This is a genomic window from Micromonospora sp. NBC_01740 (assembly GCF_035920365.1).
In the GTDB taxonomy this organism is placed as follows: domain Bacteria; phylum Actinomycetota; class Actinomycetes; order Mycobacteriales; family Micromonosporaceae; genus Micromonospora; species Micromonospora reichwaldensis.
In genome coordinates this window covers 3,494,771-3,512,724 of the sequence record NZ_CP109150.1, presented here as the reverse complement: position 1 = coordinate 3,512,724, position 17,954 = coordinate 3,494,771, and the positions used below count along the sequence as shown (strand labels likewise).

Below are 17,954 nucleotides of genomic sequence, written 5' to 3'. Positions count from 1 at the left end.
CCGATCAGTGCGAAGGGCCATTCGTACGACGACGATGCGTCAGGGAAACAGGCGGGCATCCGCCACGGGATTTCGACACCGGCTGACGCAAGACAAAAACACCCACAACACTTCCTCCCCGTTGAAGCACTCGGGGCGAGAGAAGGGAGTCGCCGGCACCGCAGCGCAGGACTGCCATGAAATGGTTCGTCCGGCGGCGCAGCAGCGCATCGTCAACCTTCAACGCCCTCTGTGCGGCGCTGACGATACCGCCGCCCCATAGCCTCCGCAAGCCTCCGTTGCAGGGCGCCCGGGCCGCGCGGTCGCCGGCCGGCAACCTCCGGATCGGCCCTGTGTAAAGGGCCTGAGCAGGGGTTCGATCCCGACCGGCGCCGCCACGCCGCGCGAGCGCGATCCTCGCGTATCGGACCGATCCCTCCCGGTGCCGAAGTGGCGCACCGCACCCGCGGAAACGCCGTTGTGCCCGTTTCTTCATATTGACAGCACTGCACGGCTTGGACATGATGGGATCTCGACAGCGGCGCGAGGAGTAGCGCGGCGACATACGGTCAGCACGCCTCGGCAAGCAGATTGCGTCAGCCATCCACCGCTTGCCGGGACAATTTCGTGCCACCATCGGTCCGCCCTGCTGATTCCATCGAACGGTGCGGCAATTCGAACGTTCGCGGCAGGCGGTCACGCCTTGACCCTTCCGGGAACAATCGGTAATTCCGTTCGACGCGACCGGTCTGCCCACGGGGAGGAACGGGGAATGCACGACAACACCATCAATCTCGCTGATGCCGGCGTACATGTGGACGATTTGCGGCCCGCCTTTCGCGAGCTGCGCGACCACGCGCCGGTGATGTGGACTCCGCCGCGTCTGGAGCCCGGTTTCTGGTCCGTGACCAGGTACGACGACTGCGTACGGGTGCAGAAGGACACCGCCTCCTTCACGTCCGTGCAGGCCAACGTCCTGGGACCGCAGCGCGTGCATGGTGACCCGGCCGCGGGGAAGGTCATGAACGTCAGCGACCCTCCCCGGCACACGCAGTTGCGCCGGCTGGTCAGCCGCAGCTTCACCCCGCGTCGGATCAACCAGTTGGAGCCGTACCTGCGGGCGGTGGCTGCCGACGCCATCGAGACCGCGTTGGAGACGACCAGCTGCGACCTCGTCAAGGTCATCTCGGTGCTGCCGGTCGCGGCCATCTCCGCCCTGCTGGACGTGCCGCCCGACGACTGGAACCGGATGCTGGAGATGACCAGCGCCGCCTGCGCCACGGTGGAGGCCACCGACGAGGTGGGCCGCGCCGCCGTGACCCAGGCGCACAGCGCGCTGCTGCTCTACTGCCGCGAGCTGATGACGCAGGCCCCGGCGGAGCCCGGGGACAACGTCATCAGCCAGCTCATCCAGGCGGAGGAGAAGGGTGAGCTCACCGAGGAGGAGGTGCTGCTCTTCTTCGATCTGCTGATGCTCGGCGGCAACGAGACCACCCGGCACGCCGCCGCCGGCGCCCTGCTGGCCCTGATCGAGTTCCCGGACCAGTGGGACCGGCTGCGCCAGGACCCTCGGCTGGTACGGCCGGCGGTCGACGAGATCCTGCGGTGGACCACGCCGAGCAAGCACGTCATCCGGCGGGCGCGCCACGACCTCGAACTCCAGGGGCGCACCATCCGCGCGAACGACGACGTGGTGATCTGGTACGCCTCGGCGAACTTCGACGAGCGGGCGTTCGCCGACCCCGACCGACTCGACCTCGGGCGCACGCCCAACGAGCACCTCGCCCTCGGCAGTGGCTCGCACTTCTGCCTGGGCTCCGCCCTGGCCAGGCTGGAACTCTCGGTCTTCCTCGAGGAACTGGTCGCGCGCGTCGCGAGCGCGGAGATCCTCACTCCGCCACGGCGGATGGCGTCGACCACGATCAACGGGCTACGCGACCTGCACGTCCGGCTCGACCCGCGCTGATCCCCCGTATCCCCGTCGGCGGACGCGAGCTGCGAGGTGGCCCGTCGGCCACCCCACCTGTGACGCGTCCCGCGCCCCTCCACGTCCGTGAAACCTCTCGCAACAGGAGACCCTCGTGCGCATCGCCGAGTTGAAAATCGAGACCTTCTTCGCCGAGTACGAATTCGTGACCAGGTACGTGATGTGCGGTTCCGACGCGGAGGCACTGCCGATGCGGGACCTGGTCGAGATGGCCGACCCGGAGAGCCGGAAGCTCTGGGACAACCTCGTCCTCGGCTACACCGAGACGTGGGGCCACCCGCTGCTGCGCGAGGCCATCGCCGCCCAGTACGACGGGGTGACGGCAGAGAACGTCCTGGTCTTCTCCGGCGCCCAGGACGCGATCTTCTGCATGATGAACGCCGAGCTGAGCCCCGGGGACCACGTGGTGGTCGCGACGCCGTGCTGGCAGCCCCTGTACGAGGTGGCGGAGGCGGCCGGCGCCGACGTCACCCGGGTACGGATGGACGTCGGCGACGGCTTCGGCTTCGACGTCTCCCGGATCGTCGACGCCGTGCGGGAGGACACCCGCATGATCGTGGTGAACGCCCCGAACAACCCGACCGGGGCACTGCCCACCCAGGCCGAGTTCACCAGGCTGAGGCAGCTCGCCGACGACATCGGTGCGACGCTCGTGAGCGACGAGATCTACCGGCTGCTCGAACACGACGTGGCCGACCGGCTCCCGGCCGCGGTCGAGGTGTCCGACACCGGCGTCTCGATCGGTGTGGTCTCCAAGGTCTACGGGCTGCCGGGGGCCAGGATCGGCTGGCTGGCCAGCAAGAACTCGGACCTGCTGCGGCGGGCCGCGGGAATGAAGCACTACACCACGATCTGCGCCGCCGCGCCGAGCGAGTTGCTGGCCCTGATGGCGTTGCGCAACGCCGAACAGGTGCTGGCCCGTCCGCGGGGCATCGTCCGCGCGAACCTGCCGCTGCTGGACGAGTTCTTCGCCCGCCACCGGGACCTGGTGAGCTGGAACCGACCGGGCGCGGGCACGGTGGCGTTCCCCCGTTTCAGGATCAGCATGTCGAGTCGCGAGTTCGTGGACCTCGTGCGACGCCGGGCCGGCGTGCTGCTGCTGCCGGGTGACGTGTTCGACGAACCGGACGGGTACGTCCGGATCGGTTACGGCCGCAGCAACATGCCGGAGGCGCTGGAGCGCCTCGATCAGTTCCTGACCGAGGCTGCCCCGGAGCTCAAGGTGAGCGGTGGTTAGAGGATGACCGTGACAGACGAGCCGATCCGGACCCTCCTGATCGACAACTACGACTCGTACACGTACAACCTCTTCCACCAGCTCGCCTCGGTGAACGGCCGCGACCCGATCGTGGTGCGCAACGACGAGTTCACCTGGGCGGAACTGGTCGCGCTCGACCCGGACAACATCGTGATCTCCCCCGGTCCGGGCCGCCCGGAGAACGCCGGCGACTTCGGCGTGTGTCACGAGGCCATCGCCGAGGCGACGGTGCCCGTGCTCGGGATCTGCCTGGGGCACCAGGGCATCGCCGTCAGCTACGGCGCCCGCACCGCGCCGGCGGGCGAGGTCATGCACGGCCGGCTGAGCACCGTCCGCCACGAGGGTGAGCTCTTCGCGGGCATACCGCAGGACTTCGCGGTGGTCCGCTACCACTCCCTGTCCATCGGGGAGCCGCTGCCACCGGGGCTGCGCGCCACCGCCTGGGCGGACGACGGAACGCTGATGGGGCTCGCCGCGACCGACCGTCCCCGGTACGGCGTGCAGTTCCATCCGGAGTCGATCCTGACCGAGCACGGCGACCGGATCATCCGCAACTTCCACGACCTGACCCGGTCCTGGGCACGGCGACAGCACCGGGCGGGGCTCCGGACGAGACGGCCCTGGGCGCTGCCGGAACGCGTCCGCGCCGACGCCCGGCCCACGGCGGGCGGGGCGAAGCGGTTACGGGTCGCCCGCCGGACGCTCAGCGGACCGATCGACGCCGAGCTGGCCTTCCTGCGGCTGCACGTCGGCTCGGCGGCGGCGTGGCTGGACAGCGCCCGCACCGGTCACGACACCGGACGCTTCTCCTACCTGGTCTGCTCCCCGGGTGGGCCGCTGAGCGAGGTCGTGCGCTACAGGACGACGACGCGGACGACCCGGGTGGAGGCCGGCGGCCGGCACCGCGTGCTGCCCGACACCCACGTGCTCGACTACCTTGCCGGGCGCCTCGCCGAACTTCAGCTCGACGCCGAGGACACCGCCGGCCTTCCGTTCGACTTCGTCGGCGGCTACGTCGGCTGGCTGGGCTACGAGTGCACCACCGACGAGGCGACGGGCTGCCTGCACAGCACGGCCACGGACGATGCCGCCCTGATCATGGCCGACCGACTGGTCGTCCTGGACCACGAACGCGACGAGGTCCACCTGCTGGCGTTGGCCATCGCCGGGCAGGAGGAGGATGCCGCCGACTGGCTGGACCGCACCACCGCGCTGCTGGAGCCGCTGCGGGGCGTGCGGCCGCCGGAGCTGACGGACCTTGCCACGCCGGCGGCGACGCCCGCGTATCCGCTGCGCGGGCGCGCCCAGTACCTGAAGGACATCCACACGTCCCGGGAACTGCTGCGCGAGGGCGAGACCTACGAGGTCTGCCTGACCACCCAGTTCCAGGTCGAACTCGCCCTCGAACCGTTCACGGCGTACCGGCGACTACGGCGGATCAATCCGGCACCGTACGCCTCCTACCTCGACTTCGGCGACACGAAGGTCTCGTCGTCGTCCCCTGAACGCTTCCTGAAGGTCTGCGCGGACGGCACGGTCACCGCGAAGCCCATCAAGGGCACCTGCCCCCGCAGCCCGGAGCCTGCCGAGGACCGGCGGCTGGCCGGGGCGCTCGCCGCCGACCCCAAGGAACGCGCCGAGAACCTCATGATCGTGGACCTGATCCGCAACGACCTCGGGCGGGTCTGCCAGCCGGGTTCGATCCGGGTGCCCGCCCTGATGTTGATCGAGTCGTTCGAGACGGTGCACCAGATGGTGTCGAAGATCGAAGGAAGACTGGCACCGGGCCGGACCGCCGTGGACTGCATGAGGGCGTCCTTCCCCGGCGGATCCATGACCGGCGCGCCGAAGGTGCGCACCATGCAGATCATCGACGAACTCGAAGGACAGGCGCGGGGGATCTACTCCGGGACGATCGGGTACTTCGGCCTCGACGGCTCGGCCGACTTCAACATCGTGATCCGCACCCTGGTACACCACGACGGAACGACCACGGTCGGGGCCGGCGGCGCCCTCACCATCCTCTCCGACCCGGAACGGGAATGGGCGGAGGTCACGCTCAAGGCGCAGTCGGTGCTCAACGCGGTCAACGCCACGGCCATGGACGAGAGGCCGCACCCGTGACCGGCACCGACCGGCCCGGCGAGCCGCGCCGGCAGGAGACGGTCGTACGACGGGCGGCCCCCTCGGACGTCGACCTGGTGATGGAGGTGGTCACCCGGTTGCTCCGGGAGCTCTCGGGCGTCCCCGACCGTACGCTCGCCGAAGCGAGCCGGAGCGCCGCCGAAGAACTGCTCGGCGACCCGTCCCGCGGACTCGTACTCCTCGCCGACCTGGACCACGCCCCGGCGCGGGCGTCCCGTGCCGCCGTGCCGGTGGGCATCCTCACGGCGAGCTTCCCGTTCGCGGTGCGGACGGCGGGCCGCTACGCGCTCATCGAGGAGTTGTTCGTGAGCCCGCAGGCCCGCGGTGCCGGCGTGGGCGCGGCGCTGGTCTCCGGTCTCCTCGGGGAACTCGCCACCGCGGGCATCCGGACGGTCGAGGTGGGTCTTCCCTCGCACCGGTTCGCGCAGGAGCCGCGAACCCGCTCCTTCTACTCCCGGCAGGGCTTCCGCTCGATCGGCCTGCGAATGCGTCTACAGAGCGGTGACACGGCATGAGGCACGAGGATCGCTACTCGAGAGAAGGATCCCCATTGGACGAGTTGGACCGGCTGCGTCACGAGCTGGACGTGGTCGACCTCCGCATTCTCGAGGCCATCAAGAGCCGGTTCGACGTGATCCGCAGGATCGCGCGGCACAAGCAGGCCAGCGGCGTACCGATGATGCAGAGCGACCGCGTCTCGTTCGTGCGCAGCCGGTACGCCGCCTACGGCCTCGCCCACGGCATCCCCGACGACCTGCTGGATCGGATCGCGGCGGAGCTGATCGAGACGGCCTGCCGCCTCGAGGACGAGCTGATGGCCAACGATCCGGCAGGAACACAGCAGTGACCGCGCCGGCGGCGTCGCCCACCCTGCCCACCACCTGGTCGCTCGGCACGCTCGGTCCCGCCGGGACGGACCACGAACGGGCCGCCCGCGAGTACGCCCGCACCCGCCTGGACGGCCGGCACTCCATCCACCTGCTCACCGACTTCGCGGCGGCAGGCGACTTCCTCGCTGGCGACGGCCTCCGGCTGCTGGTGGTCAACAGTGCGCACCAGGACGTGGACCTGCTGGTGACCCGCGACTGGCGGAGGGTCGCGATGGTGGACTTCTTCGCGCTGCCCACGATGCCGTTGGCGCTGGTCAAGCGGGCCGACGTGGCCCGCCCGACCAGCATCGCCCTCATGCCGGCCACCCGCGGCTACCTGGATCTCGCCGACTTCTCGCGGGTGGACTACGTCTCGGCCAAGCCGATCGCCCTGCGACACACACTCGCCGGGCGGTCGGATGCGGCCATCGTGTCGATGCCGGGCTACCACGAGCACCGCGACGAGTTGGACCTGGTGGCCACGATCGGCCCGGTCGTCTGCTGCTGGCTGGTCTTCGGCCGCCCGCAGCGGGTGGCCCACCGGCTGCCGCCGCTGCCCGTGATCGGCGCGGACCCGGACCCCGGGGACCGGGCGGAGGGACCGCGGTGACGGACCGGCCGCGCCACCATCCCGCCCTGCGTTCCTTCGCCGAGCCCGACGAACCGATGCCGCCCCTGGCGCTTGCCGGCCCCACGCACCGGATGGGCCTCAACGAGAACCCGTACGGTCCCACCGAGGCGGTGCAGCAGGCGATACTGCGCAGTTGCCGGGACGGCCACCGCTACCCCTCGATGGACAACGGGGAGCTGACCGCCCTGCTGGCCAGCCGTCGCGAGGTGCCGGCGGAGATGGTCGTCGCCGGTCCCGGACTGGTCGCCCTGTGCCGCGGGTTGGTCCACGCGACCGCCGGCCCCGGTGACGAGGTGGTCCTCCCCTGGCCTTCGTTCGACGACTATCTCGTGGACGCCCTGCTGCACGAGGCGGTGCCCGTGCGGTCCCCGCTCCGCGAGCACCGGTTGGACCTCGACGACATCGCCGACCGGGTCGGCCCGAGGACCCGCCTGGTCTTCCTGTGCAATCCGAACAACCCCACCGGTACGGCCTTCACGCAGGAGGCGTTGGAGCGGTTCCTGGACGCGGTCCCCCCGCGGGTCACCGTCGTCCTCGACGAGGCGTACCACGAGTTCGGTACGGCGCCGGACCTCGCGGACGGGCTGCGGGCCCTGCCCGACCGGGGCAACCTGTGCGTGCTACGCACCTTCTCCAAGGCGTACGGTCTGGCCGGGCTCCGGGTGGCGTACGCCATCGCCCACCCCGTGGTCAGCGCGGCGCTACGTAACGTGATGCTGCCGTTCGGCCTGAGCCGGGTCGCCGAGGCCGCGGCGGTGGCCGCGCTGCACGACGAACCCGAGATCACCCGCCGGGTACGCCGCATCGTCTCCGAGCGGGAGAGCATGACCGCGCGGCTCCACACGGCGGGCTGGCCGGTCGTGCCCTCCCAGGGGAACTTCGTCTGGTTGGCACTCGGGCGACACGCCGCCGCGGTCGCGCTGCGGCTGGCCACCGCCGGCATAGCGGTACGCGCCTACCCCGGGCACGGCATCCGGATCACCGCCACCACCAGCCCGGACACGGAACGGCTCCTGCACGTGCTCGAGGAGATTTCCCTGCACCAACACGAGGAGGGGGTGCCGTGTCGAACATGACGACGGTGCTGGGGCGAGAGCACCGCAAGCACGATCCCTCGCACCAGGTGGACGACGGGCAGATCGTCGACGTGCTGGACCGGCCGGAACGGGTCGACGCGCTGCTGCGGGGCGTTCGTTCCGTGGGCACCCGCGTCGTCGCACCGACCGCGCACGGCGAGGAGTCCCTGCTGACCGTGCACGACCCGGGAATGCTGCGCTTCCTCGCCACCGCCTACGCCCGCTGGAGCGAAGAGGGTCGGCCCGGTCCGGTCATACCGGACAGCTTCGGCCCGCGCGGAGGCCCGGCCCGGATCGGGGCGGACGCCTCGGCCCGGGTGCTGGCCGGATACTACTGCCGGGACACCTGTTCACCGATCATGGCGTCGACGTGGTCGGCCGCCCGGGAGGCGGCAGACCTCGCGCTGACCGGCGCCGACCTGATCCGCAGCGGCACCGGGCTGGTCTACGGGCTCTGCCGGCCGCCGGGGCATCACGCGGCGGTGGCGGACTTCAGCGGGTTCTGCTACCTCAACAACACCGCGCTCGCTGCAGCGAGCCTGCGGGAGCTGGGCCGGGTTGCCGTCGTCGACCTGGACTTCCACCACGGCAACGGCACCCAGGACGTCTTCTGGGCCGACCCCCAGGTGTTCTACGGGTCCGTGCACGGCCACCCCGACCGGCACTTCCCGTTCTTCTCCGGATTCCCCGACGAGGTGGGCGTCGGCGACGCCCGCGACACCACCTTCAACCTGCCGCTGCCCGACGGCACCGATGGCCTCCGCTACCGCGCCACCGTCGACCGGCTGCTGGAGCGGGTGCTCAGGTTCGATCCGGCGACGGTCGTGGTGTCGCTCGGGCTGGACATCGCCGCCGACGATCCGGTCGGCACGTTCGACGTCGGTGACGAGGATCTGTGGCACCTGGGCAGGAGCCTCGTCGCCCTAGGTCGGCCGCTCCTGGTCATCCAGGAGGGCGGCTACGCGCTCGCCCGGCTCGAGGAACAGATCGGGGCGTTCTTCCGCGGCGCACTGCACCTGCCCGCAGCGGCGTCCTGAACCCGTCCACCCACCCTTCCGCCCATCCAGCGCATCGGCACGGAGGCACAGTGCTCGTCATCATGAAAAGTGGCACGCATCCCGACGCATCCTCCCTACGGGCCGTCGCCGCGCTCCCCCACTCACCCGTGACCTGTGTGCTCGGCGGTCGGCCCGTGGCGTTCCTCCCCGACGGGGACGTGCTGCTGACCCACCGGCTGTCCGCGCTGGACTGCGTCGAGCAGGTGCTCATGTCGCACGCGAACCCACCGCTGGCCAGCCGGGACGTCGTGCCGGACGGCTCGGTCGTGTTCCTCGGCCCGCAACTGGGCATCGGTGGTGAGGGGTTCGTCGTGATCGCCGGGCCCTGCGCGGTCGAGGGCCGCGAACAGGTGTCCGACTGCGCCGACCTGGTGCGCCGGGGCGGCGCCGGGGCGCTACGCGGCGGCGGCTTCAAGCCGCGCACGTCCCCGTACGACTTCCAGGGCCTGGGCATCGAGGGCGTACGGATGCTCGCGGAGGCCGGCCGCGAGGTGGGGCTGCCGGTGGTCACCGAGGTGGTGGAGCCCGGGCATGCCCGGCTGGTCGCCGAACACGCCGACATGCTGCAGATCGGCACCCGCAACGCGCAGAACTTCTCGCTCCTGGCGGCGGTCGCCGAGACCGGCCTCCCGGTGCTGTTGAAGCGGGGCTTCGGGTGCACGATCAAGGAATGGCTCTACGCGGCCGAGTACGTGCTGGCTCGGGGCAATCCCAACGTCGTGCTCTGTGAGCGGGGGATCCGCACCTTCGAAGGGGCGACCCGCTTCACCCTGGACCTGAGCGCGGTCCCCATGGTGAAGCAGCTCAGTCACCTCCCCGTCCTCGTCGACCCGAGCCACGGCACCGGTAACCGGGGGCTCGTCGAGCCCATGGCACTGGCTGCCGCAGCCGCCGGCGCCGACGGCCTGCTCATCGACGTCCACAGCGACGCCGCGACGGCGCGGTGCGACGCCGATCAGGCGCTGCGCCCTGCCGAATGGCTGCACTTCGCCGATCGGCTCGCGAAGCTCCTCACCGGGTTGGGTCGACCGCTCCTGGCCCCGCTTCCCGCTTTCCCGGTCGGTCCGTAATCGGCATGCAGGGCGGACCGGCACCGGGGTGATTCGCGTTCCTCGGCCCTGTCGTAGGGACGACGGCTCCACGGTCAGTCGCCGCCCGCCACGCGCCGGCGGCGAAGCGCTTGCTCCTCACGCGACGTCATGCCACATAGTCGGGGGCGTGGCGGAGCACCTGACGGTGGGGCGCGTGGCGGAGTTGGCCGGGGTCAGCGTCCGCACCCTGCATCACTACGACGAGATCGGCCTCCTGGAGCCGTCCACGCGGACCGCGGCCGGGCACCGGGCCTACTCGGCGGGCGATGTGGAGCGGCTGCGGGAGGTGCTCGCCTACCGGCGGCTCGGCTTCGGGCTGCGGGAGATCGCGGCTCTGGTCGACGACCCGGCCACCGACGCGGTCGCGCACCTGTGCCGGCTGCGTGGCCTGCTGATGGACCAGCGCGACCGTGCTGCCGCCATGGTGACGGCCATAGACAGGGAACTGGAGGCACGGGCGATCGGGATCAGGACGACGCCGGAGGAGCAACTGAAGGTGTTCGGGGCACAGTTGTACGACGCCATCGGATCTGCCTACCCGGCGACGCGACGCACCGAGCCACGGATCGCCGCACGCATCTGGGATGCGCTGGGGGACGCACGAACGGTGCTGAACGTCGGGGCTGGCACCGGCTCCTACGAACCACCCGACCGGGACGTCACGGCGGTGGAACCGTCGGCGGTCATGCGGGCGCAGCGTCCCGTGGGCGCCGCGCCGTGCGTGGCCGCCCATGCGGAGAATCTGCCGTTCGAGGACCAGTCCTTCGACGCCGCGATGGCCGTCAGCACCGTCCACCACTGGCCGGACCCCGTCGCCGGGCTGCGTGAGATGCGGCGGGTGGCCCGCCGCGTGGTGGTGTTCACGTACGACGCCGATGACACCGGCTGGCGTGAACGGTTCTGGCTCACCCGTGACTACCTGCCCGAGTTCGCGAACCTTCTCGTCGGCTGGCCCTCACTGGCCGACCTGACCAGCGCGATCGGAGGACGCGCGGAGCCGTTGCTCGTCCCGTGGAACTGCGCCGACGGCTTCTTCGAGGCACACTGGCGCCGGCCCGAGGCGTACCTCGACGAACATGTCCGCCGCGCGGTCTCGGTGTGGACCAGGGTCGGACCGCAGGCTGAGCAACGGGCAGTCCGCAATCTCCGCGAAGACCTCGCCTCAGGCCGGTGGGCCGAGCGCAACCGCGACCTCCTCGCCCTCGACACGGCAGAGCTCGGCCTCCGCCTGCTCGTGGCCTGAGCCGCCCTGCGGCATCCGGGCGCGAGACGCAGATCCGGCGCACGCTGATCGGCCCACCGGTGTACGGCATCCGGACGTGCCGGATGGAGGTGGTCCGGCTCGGGTGCTGATTGACCGGCAAAGGCTACGGCCCGTTCCCGGCGGAGGAACGGGCCGTAGCCGCGTGCAAGGGTGGCCGGGACGGCGGCGATCAGATGGTGAAGCCGCCGTCCACGTTGATCGTCGCCCCGGTGACGTAGCGCCCGCCGGCGCCGGCGAGGAACGCCACCGCTGCTGCCACATCGGCCGGGTCCGCGTAGTGGCCGAGGGCGGTGTACCCGTTGATCGTGTCGGCATTGGGGCCGTCGGCCGGGTTCAGCTCCGTGTCCGTGGCCCCTGGATTCACCAGATTCACGGTGATCGCCCTGCCGCCGAGTTCGCGTCCGAGCGCTTTGGTCAGGCCGATCAGGGCGGTCTTGCTCATCGCATACAGCGCGAAGCCCGGGAAGACAGCCCGCTCTGCCACGTTGCTGCCGATGTTGATGATCCGCCCACCGGCCGACATGTGTCGCACCGCAGCCTGGGAGGCGATGAACGGTGCCCGGACGTTGACCGCGACGGTCTGTTCGAACTCCTCCAGCTTAAGTTGCTCCAACGGTCCGAGCAGGAACGCGCCGGCGTTGTTGACCAGGATGTCCAACCGGCCCAGCTCGCCGGCGACCCGGTCGACCGCGCCGACCACGGCCGCCGGGTCGGCGCTGTCCGCCTGCACGGCGATGGCCCGCCGTCCCGCAGCCTTGATCTGGTCCACCACGTCATCGGCGCGCTGCTGATTCTGCTGGAACGTCAACGCCACATCGGCGCCGTCCTCCGCCAGGCGCAGCGCCACCGCAGCGCCGATGCCGCGACCACCACCAGTAACCAGAGCCACCTTGCCGTCAAGTGCGTTGTTCATGACAGCAGCCTGGCCGACAGGAGACCCGCCGTCTGGCGGCGATCGGACGGCGCGTTCTCCCCCGCCGTACCACCTCGCGCGTCAGGTGGCCGCTGGAGACAGTTCCGCCTCGCCGTGGCGTTTCGACAGCCTGTCGATGTCGAGCCTGTCGGTCCTGTCGATCCCCTCATCCCGGTGACGACTAGACCTCACCGACCGCGGCGGCCTGGATCGATTTGCGCAGGGCGGGGCCGATCGGTCCGCTGAGCTTGGTGAGTTCCTGGATGCGCTGCTTGTTGGCGCGTCTGGTCCCACGGTCGAGGACGAGCGTCAGGTCGCCGGCGGCAACGATGGCCACGAGTGCGGCGTCGGCGGAGTCGATGCTGCCGACGGGTTGGTGCAGGGCGGCGTTGACCAGGTCGAGGAGTTCCGTGCGGACGCGGGGGTCGCGGAGGGGCACCCTGGTGGTGGGGAACAGCCCGAGAATCTTGCGGGTTGGAGGTGGACCCAACCGCCGTCGCTGAGCTGCTGGCGTACCGCTCGGACGGTGGTGCCCTGCCTGTGGCCGATCCAGGACTGCCATGTGTGCGGCTTGGAGCCGGCGATCTCTTCGAGGAGCGCGTCGAGGACGGGATCGCGGCAGGGGTGCCGAACGTCGATGGCGACGCGGCCACATGCGTCGGTGAGGTGGCCGCCCCGGTGGAGGTCGGCGAGGGCCGCGGCACGGAGCATGGCGCCCAGGTTGGTACCCAGGCCGACGCCGCCTTTGTCCGGGTCGTAGGCCAGCACGAAGATGCGCTCGGGAAGGCTGTCGGGTACGGCCACGTCATGCCTCCTTCGGCTCCCCTGTGGCGGGAGCTGCTGCGATGCCCTTGGTCAGCGCCGCCTGGACGATGCGGATGGCCTCGTTGGTGTCGATGCCGACGCTGGCGATGACGGCGGCGTACTCGCCGGCGGCGCGGCTTGCCGCGTCAAGCCTTGCGACAAGTCAATCAAGGGCGTAGATCTCATGGCGCCGTCTTCACGGTCCACCAGCCCGTAGCGCACCTGCGGCACTCGTACGCCACAGGGCTGGTCTCGCGCGGCGCCCCCGTCCGAGGTCATCCAGCCTGCTGAAGCTCGTCTCGGGCCGGGTCGGCTGGCACGGCTGCGGCACTTCCCTGCTGTACTGCTGGCCTCACACGAGGCGCTGAATGCGGACCTTGGGCTGCTCGTTCCTGCACTGGTTATCGGAAGGGATCAAACGTCGATGCGGAAATGGACGGACAGTCGCGTGAACTGCGGTGACATGATCGGCGTGGTGACGGCCGGGACTCCCTCCCCCTCTGCCGACACCCCATCGGCGTGCGGCTGCGCACCAAGGTCACGCGGTGCCGGATCCCGCGCAGCCGCCTTTGCGATGACGTTCGAGCTCATCGAATCCGCCCAGAAACGCTGGCGCGCGGTCAACGCCCCTCACCAGGTCGCTCTCGTGCGGGCCGGGGCCCGATCCGACAAGGGCGTGCTCGTCGAGCGCGAACAGTTCGCTGCGGCATGACCGACCCTGCGGAGAGTCCACTGCTGTTCCTCGATGTCGATGGGCCGCTCCTTCCGTTCGGGGACGGCCCGCAGCGCGAACTGGCAGGCGACGTGTCGACCTCGCATCTGTCGCGGCTCGACCCACAAGTCGGGCATCGTCTGGCGGCGCTGCCATGTGCGTTGGTCTGGGCCACGACCTGGGAAGAGGAGGCGAACACCGAGATCGCGCCCCGGATCGGGTTGCCACGCCTACCAGTCGTGCGCTGGCCGGAGGCCTCGGACAAGCACGAACGTGAGGACCAGTGGTTCGGACTTCACTGGAAGACCCGGACCGTGGTGGCGTGGGCGGAGGGACGCCCGTTCGCCTGGGTCGACGACGAGATCAGCGACGCTGATCGGGACTGGGTGTCCGCGCACCATCCCGGCCGAGCCCTCCTCCATCACGTCGTGGCATCGCGGGGCCTCACCGACGACGACTTCGCAGCCCTCGATCAATGGCTACACGCAGCCTGGGTCAACCACAGGATTTGACGATTGCTCCTCGCATGTAGGTCCTGTGCGCTCCGTGCGGCAACGTCCATCCGCGTACGCACCCTCAGGGCGATGGTTCGCACTCGGCCGCCAGCGGCTGCCCTCGTCCCGGCTGGCTGCTGTCACCGACGCGGCCGACAGCAACAGGAGACAACCGGCCGGCAGGCCGCAGGGGCGTCCACACGGTGATGGGCGGGACCGCAATGCGATCGGGCCGTCGGCCCTGCTTCGCAAAAACTCTCGTGACTGCTTCGTCCCTAGGAAGCACCGGCCGTCGTTGAGCTGTGTCATCAGCAGGGCTGAGCTGTTCGAACGGCCCACCGGAGTCCACAGGCGTCCCGCGCTGCCCGCGCCCGCCGTCACACACCGAGAGGGGTCAGATGGAGACCTGGCGTGTCCTGGCGGCTGTCATCATCGGCCCGGCTGTGAGCCTCCTAGGCGTCGCCCTGGCCACCAACTTTCGCGGGGTGACGGAGTGGCATATTCGGCGATCGATGTCCACGGCGAGCGTGCTACGGCGAGTCCCACCGTGGCGCTCGCTACCCGACGTCCCGCATGAGGAGCGTCTAGCGCGCTTCATCCTGCTGGAACGGGTGATAGGCGTAGCTTTCGCAGTGGCCGGCGTGATGATTTTGGTTGCTGTCAGCTACAGCGCCTTGACCGGTGAGCCGATAAAGACGGTGAAGTAGGCAGCTTCGTCTCGACCACCGACCCGCCCTTCGAGGGAGCAGGCCGGCTGCTCGTTCCGCCACGTCAAGCGGGCCTCGACTGCTCGTACGGCCGCTGCCGGAACAGACTGAGTCGGCTCCCGTGTCACGGACCGCGCCCCTCGGCGGACACCGCCCCCATGCTCGGGCCTTGCCGCGCGGTCCCGGCGCGCACCTTCCCCGGCGCGGCGCGGCCGGCGCGCGCCCAGGCGGCGGCGCGCGCGGCCCGTTGCGGGCCGTTTTTAGACATACAGAGAGTTCTTCAAGACCGCCGGCAGCCGGCCGTGTCCTCCGTCGACTGATCGTGTGTCAGTCGTCCGCCGACTGATCTGCGACGCCTCAGCGCGCTGATCGCAGCATGGGCGGGCAGCCGACCTGGCCTTCGAGCTGTCCGCGGAAACGCTCCTCGACGACCTCGGTCACGGCTTCGCTGTCGCCGCTTTCCGCCTCCGTGAGCAAGGCACACTCCTGGTCCAACGAGTTCCCGACGTGCCCCCCGCAGGCGGATCACTTTCGAGCCGGAAAACCGTTTGAGCCCTCCTTCCGCGTTCCCGTAGGTTGCCGATGCCCCGTCGCAGCGAGGACAGAGGACAAACCGCGTGACCCCGCCCGCTCTTTAAACCTGACGCCTTCTTCCGCGCATCTACAGGCCGACCCTCCCGTCGGTTCTGCCGGGCTGCCCGCGTGCGCCCGTTCATGCAGCGTTTGAGGCCGCGCGCAATCGGCCTCGTGTCAGGTCTTTAGAGAGATCATCATGTCTTCACAACCTCATACTGTGCTGCCCTGGATCGTTCGCCGGACCAGGCTGCCTCTGCTGTCGTTGCGGTGCGTGGACTGCCGGTCGGAGTCGGCCACCACCGGCGAGGGCAGGTTCCGCGTCAACGCCAACGGCAAGCTGCTGGACGTGTGGCTGCTGGTCCGTTGCGTGTCCTGCAATCGGACGAGCAAGCTCACCGTGCACGAGCGAGCGTCGGTCAGATCCTTCGATCCGGCGTTACTCGACGGCTACCACGCCAACGATCCGGAGCTTGTGGCGGCCACGCTGCTGGATCCGCTGCTCGCCCGGCGCAACCGGTACGCCCTGGACTGGCAGGGGGCCTGGCACCTGGACACTCCGCCGGCACCGCTCGACGAGGCGTGGCCACTGCAAGTGGAGGTCGACTTCGAGGATCCGGTGCCGGTCCGCCCGGAGCGGCTCATCGCGCAAGGGCTCGGCCTCAGCAGAAACGAGGTACTGCGCCGGGTCAAGTGTGGCATTTCCCTGCGCCGTCCGACGAGCGCCGGATTCACTTTTGTCGTGATGATGAGGGACTCGATGAACTGATTTGCACTCCCAGCGGTGGGAGTCACAGCCGTTACCACGCCACATACGCATACAGCGGGAATCAGAAGTGGGGACATAGGCCGGCTCGCCCATGTCCCCACTTCTGACAACATCCGATCGTTGCCGTCTACCGCATTCTGGCTTGATCAAATGCACACAACTCGGCAGAGCCGTGAGCGCTGGCTATGCCCCGGAGGCCATGTACGCGGCGAGGATGTAGTTGGGGTGGCGGTCGAGGTCCTTGCGTGCTCGGTCGTAGCGCATGGTGGTTCTCGGGTCGGTGTGGCGGGCGGCGATCTGCACGTCGCGGAGGCTGACGCCGGCGTCGAGCGTCGTCGTCACGAACGTGTGCCGCAGCATGTGGGGTGCATCCTCGGCATCCGGATCCCCGCCGCCGCCCGACGCTTCCTCGATGCCGTACTGCACCATGATGTGCAGATCCGCGGTGAGTAGATCCCTCGAGAAGGGATCGATGAAGAGAAGGGGACGATGAGAGGCAACGCCCGACCCGTACTTCATACTGGAAGGCAGTTCTCGTGGACGGCGCACCGGTTACCCTCAGCCCGTACGACCCGCAATGGGCTGTGCTGTTCGAGCAGGAGCAGGTCATCCTCGAAGCCGCTCTGGCGCAATGGCTGGTCGGGCCAGTCGAGCACATCGGCTCCACATCGGTTCCCGGCCTGGCAGCAAAGCCGATCATCGACATGATGGCGCCGGTGCGCAGTCTGTCAGAGGCGGTAGCCGCCATCGAGGTGGTCATCGCTCTCGGCTACTGCAACGGCATGCACCGTCCGGAGGAAGCGCACTACTTCTTCAAGCCGGAGACCGACAACTGGTGGGAGCGCACCTACCAACTCCATCTCACCGAGCCGACCTCCCTGCTGTGGCGGCGACGAGTCGCGTTCCGCGATGCGCTGCGGTGCCGGGCGGATTACCGGTCCCGGTACGAGCGCCTCAAGCGCGATCTCGCGCACGCGCACGGCGCTGACCTCATGGCCTACGCACGCAACAAGGACGACTTCGTCAACGAGGTCCTCGGCGCGCGCGACAGGAAGCAAGCGCCGACCGTCAGCTACACCCGGAAACCCTGACGGTCTCTGACCCGCTGTGAAATGCCCATGCGTTTCTGTGTTCCTCCGGGTAGGGTCGCCACCGCCGCACTGGTCGGCCAGGGCATGGCGACGGCGATCGGCCCGCAGCCCTTCCGGCCGCAGCCGCCGACCGATGTCGTGATGCTCAGCCGAAACCGGAGGCCCCAGCGATGGCCCGAAAGACATATCAGGTCATCGTGCGTGGCAAGTTCGCGCCACTCGATGACGAGCAGCGGGCCGCGCTGCTCGCCAAGGCTGACGAACACGACGTGTTTCGGGCGAAGTTCACCGAGGAAGGCACCGTGACCTACGAGCGGTCCCTACTCGCCTTCACCTTCCGCTGCCTGGTCTCGGCCAACGGGGAGGACGAAGAAGCAATCGTGATTGGCAAGGCGGAAGCGCTCGCGGCAGCCGCCGTCTCGGGAATCGGTGCCGACTACCGCGACCTCAAGTCGGTCTCGACCGACCTCGACGACATCAAGGTCCGCCGCCGACGGCAACACTGACACTCGTAGCCGTCGGGCTTCGCCACC

16 protein-coding genes and 2 pseudogenes are annotated in these 17,954 nt (G+C 69.6%); 15 read left to right on the top strand and 3 right to left on the bottom strand.

What is annotated here, in order from left to right; all coding sequences use genetic code 11:
- Positions 1 to 883: 883 nt before the first annotated feature.
- The 10 genes from OG989_RS16490 (at position 884) to OG989_RS16445 (ending at position 11,337) form a co-directional block, all read left to right on the top strand.
- A complete protein-coding gene (locus OG989_RS16490; RefSeq protein ID WP_327031009.1) occupies positions 884 to 1,945 on the top strand; it encodes a cytochrome P450 in 1,062 nt (353 codons plus the stop codon).
- 115 nt (positions 1,946 to 2,060) lie between these two features.
- Entirely contained in the window at positions 2,061 to 3,203 is a 1,143-nt protein-coding gene (locus tag OG989_RS16485; protein ID WP_327031008.1) for an aminotransferase class I/II-fold pyridoxal phosphate-dependent enzyme, read from the top strand.
- 3 nt (positions 3,204 to 3,206) lie between these two features.
- Positions 3,207 to 5,348, top strand: a complete 2,142-nt coding sequence (gene pabB / locus OG989_RS16480) for an aminodeoxychorismate synthase component I (protein WP_327031007.1) — start codon at positions 3,207 to 3,209, stop codon at positions 5,346 to 5,348.
- Positions 5,345 to 5,884, top strand: coding sequence for a GNAT family N-acetyltransferase (locus OG989_RS16475; RefSeq protein ID WP_327031006.1), 540 nt, complete (start codon positions 5,345 to 5,347; stop codon positions 5,882 to 5,884). The genes pabB and OG989_RS16475 overlap by 4 nt, the downstream gene beginning before the upstream one ends.
- A 35-nt stretch (positions 5,885 to 5,919) precedes the next feature.
- Positions 5,920 to 6,216 carry a chorismate mutase gene (locus OG989_RS16470; RefSeq protein WP_327031005.1) on the top strand — a complete coding sequence of 99 codons (297 nt, stop codon included), beginning with the start codon at positions 5,920 to 5,922 and terminating at the stop codon, positions 6,214 to 6,216.
- Positions 6,213 to 6,848: a hypothetical protein gene (locus OG989_RS16465; protein WP_327031004.1), complete on the top strand. Its 636-nt coding sequence runs from the start codon at positions 6,213 to 6,215 to the stop codon at positions 6,846 to 6,848. The genes OG989_RS16470 and OG989_RS16465 overlap by 4 nt, the downstream gene beginning before the upstream one ends.
- Positions 6,845 to 7,945, top strand: a complete 1,101-nt coding sequence (locus tag OG989_RS16460; RefSeq protein ID WP_327031003.1) for an aminotransferase class I/II-fold pyridoxal phosphate-dependent enzyme — start codon at positions 6,845 to 6,847, stop codon at positions 7,943 to 7,945. Before OG989_RS16465 ends, OG989_RS16460 begins: the two co-directional genes overlap by 4 nt.
- A complete protein-coding gene (locus OG989_RS16455) occupies positions 7,942 to 8,982 on the top strand; it encodes a histone deacetylase family protein (RefSeq protein WP_327031178.1) in 1,041 nt (346 codons plus the stop codon). Before OG989_RS16460 ends, OG989_RS16455 begins: the two co-directional genes overlap by 4 nt.
- A 155-nt stretch (positions 8,983 to 9,137) precedes the next feature.
- Positions 9,138 to 10,073 (top strand): 3-deoxy-7-phosphoheptulonate synthase, encoded by a 936-nt coding sequence (gene aroF / locus OG989_RS16450; RefSeq protein WP_327031002.1) that lies wholly within the window; start codon positions 9,138 to 9,140, stop codon positions 10,071 to 10,073.
- A gap of 148 nt (positions 10,074 to 10,221) precedes the next feature.
- On the top strand, positions 10,222 to 11,337 hold the full coding sequence (locus tag OG989_RS16445; RefSeq protein WP_327031001.1) for a MerR family transcriptional regulator: 1,116 nt from the start codon (positions 10,222 to 10,224) through the stop codon (positions 11,335 to 11,337).
- Positions 11,338 to 11,527: 190 nt separating this feature from the next.
- Here OG989_RS16445 and OG989_RS16440 read toward each other — a convergent pair whose 3' ends face one another.
- Positions 11,528 to 12,271: an SDR family NAD(P)-dependent oxidoreductase gene (locus OG989_RS16440; protein WP_327031000.1), complete on the bottom strand. Its 744-nt coding sequence runs from the start codon at positions 12,269 to 12,271 to the stop codon at positions 11,528 to 11,530.
- A gap of 181 nt (positions 12,272 to 12,452) precedes the next feature.
- Positions 12,453 to 13,039, bottom strand: a pseudogene (locus OG989_RS31945) (GOLPH3/VPS74 family protein).
- Positions 13,040 to 13,594: 555 nt separating this feature from the next.
- Between OG989_RS31945 and OG989_RS16430 the strand changes: the two are divergent.
- From OG989_RS16430 to OG989_RS16420, 3 genes and pseudogenes are all read left to right on the top strand, one after another.
- Positions 13,595 to 13,787 (top strand): annotated as a pseudogene (locus OG989_RS16430) (IS256 family transposase); the annotation flags it as partial.
- Entirely contained in the window at positions 13,784 to 14,299 is a 516-nt protein-coding gene (locus tag OG989_RS16425; RefSeq protein WP_327030998.1) for an HAD domain-containing protein, read from the top strand. The pseudogene OG989_RS16430 and the gene OG989_RS16425, both read left to right, overlap by 4 nt.
- A gap of 1,482 nt (positions 14,300 to 15,781) precedes the next feature.
- Positions 15,782 to 16,330, top strand: a complete 549-nt coding sequence (locus OG989_RS16420; protein ID WP_327030997.1) for a DUF1062 domain-containing protein — start codon at positions 15,782 to 15,784, stop codon at positions 16,328 to 16,330.
- A gap of 183 nt (positions 16,331 to 16,513) precedes the next feature.
- Here the strand turns inward: OG989_RS16420 and OG989_RS16415 are convergent, their stop codons facing one another.
- Entirely contained in the window at positions 16,514 to 16,849 is a 336-nt protein-coding gene (locus OG989_RS16415; RefSeq protein WP_327030996.1) for a site-specific integrase, read from the bottom strand.
- A gap of 17 nt (positions 16,850 to 16,866) precedes the next feature.
- Here OG989_RS16415 and OG989_RS16410 point away from each other — a divergent pair, with 17 nt between their 5' ends.
- Complete coding sequence (locus tag OG989_RS16410; protein WP_327030995.1) at positions 16,867 to 17,421, top strand: GrpB family protein; 555 nt, start codon at positions 16,867 to 16,869, stop codon at positions 17,419 to 17,421.
- Between the two features lie 170 nt (positions 17,422 to 17,591).
- Positions 17,592 to 17,927 carry a DUF6204 family protein gene (locus OG989_RS16405; RefSeq protein ID WP_327030994.1) on the top strand — a complete coding sequence of 112 codons (336 nt, stop codon included), beginning with the start codon at positions 17,592 to 17,594 and terminating at the stop codon, positions 17,925 to 17,927.
- Positions 17,928 to 17,954 lie beyond the last annotated feature (27 nt).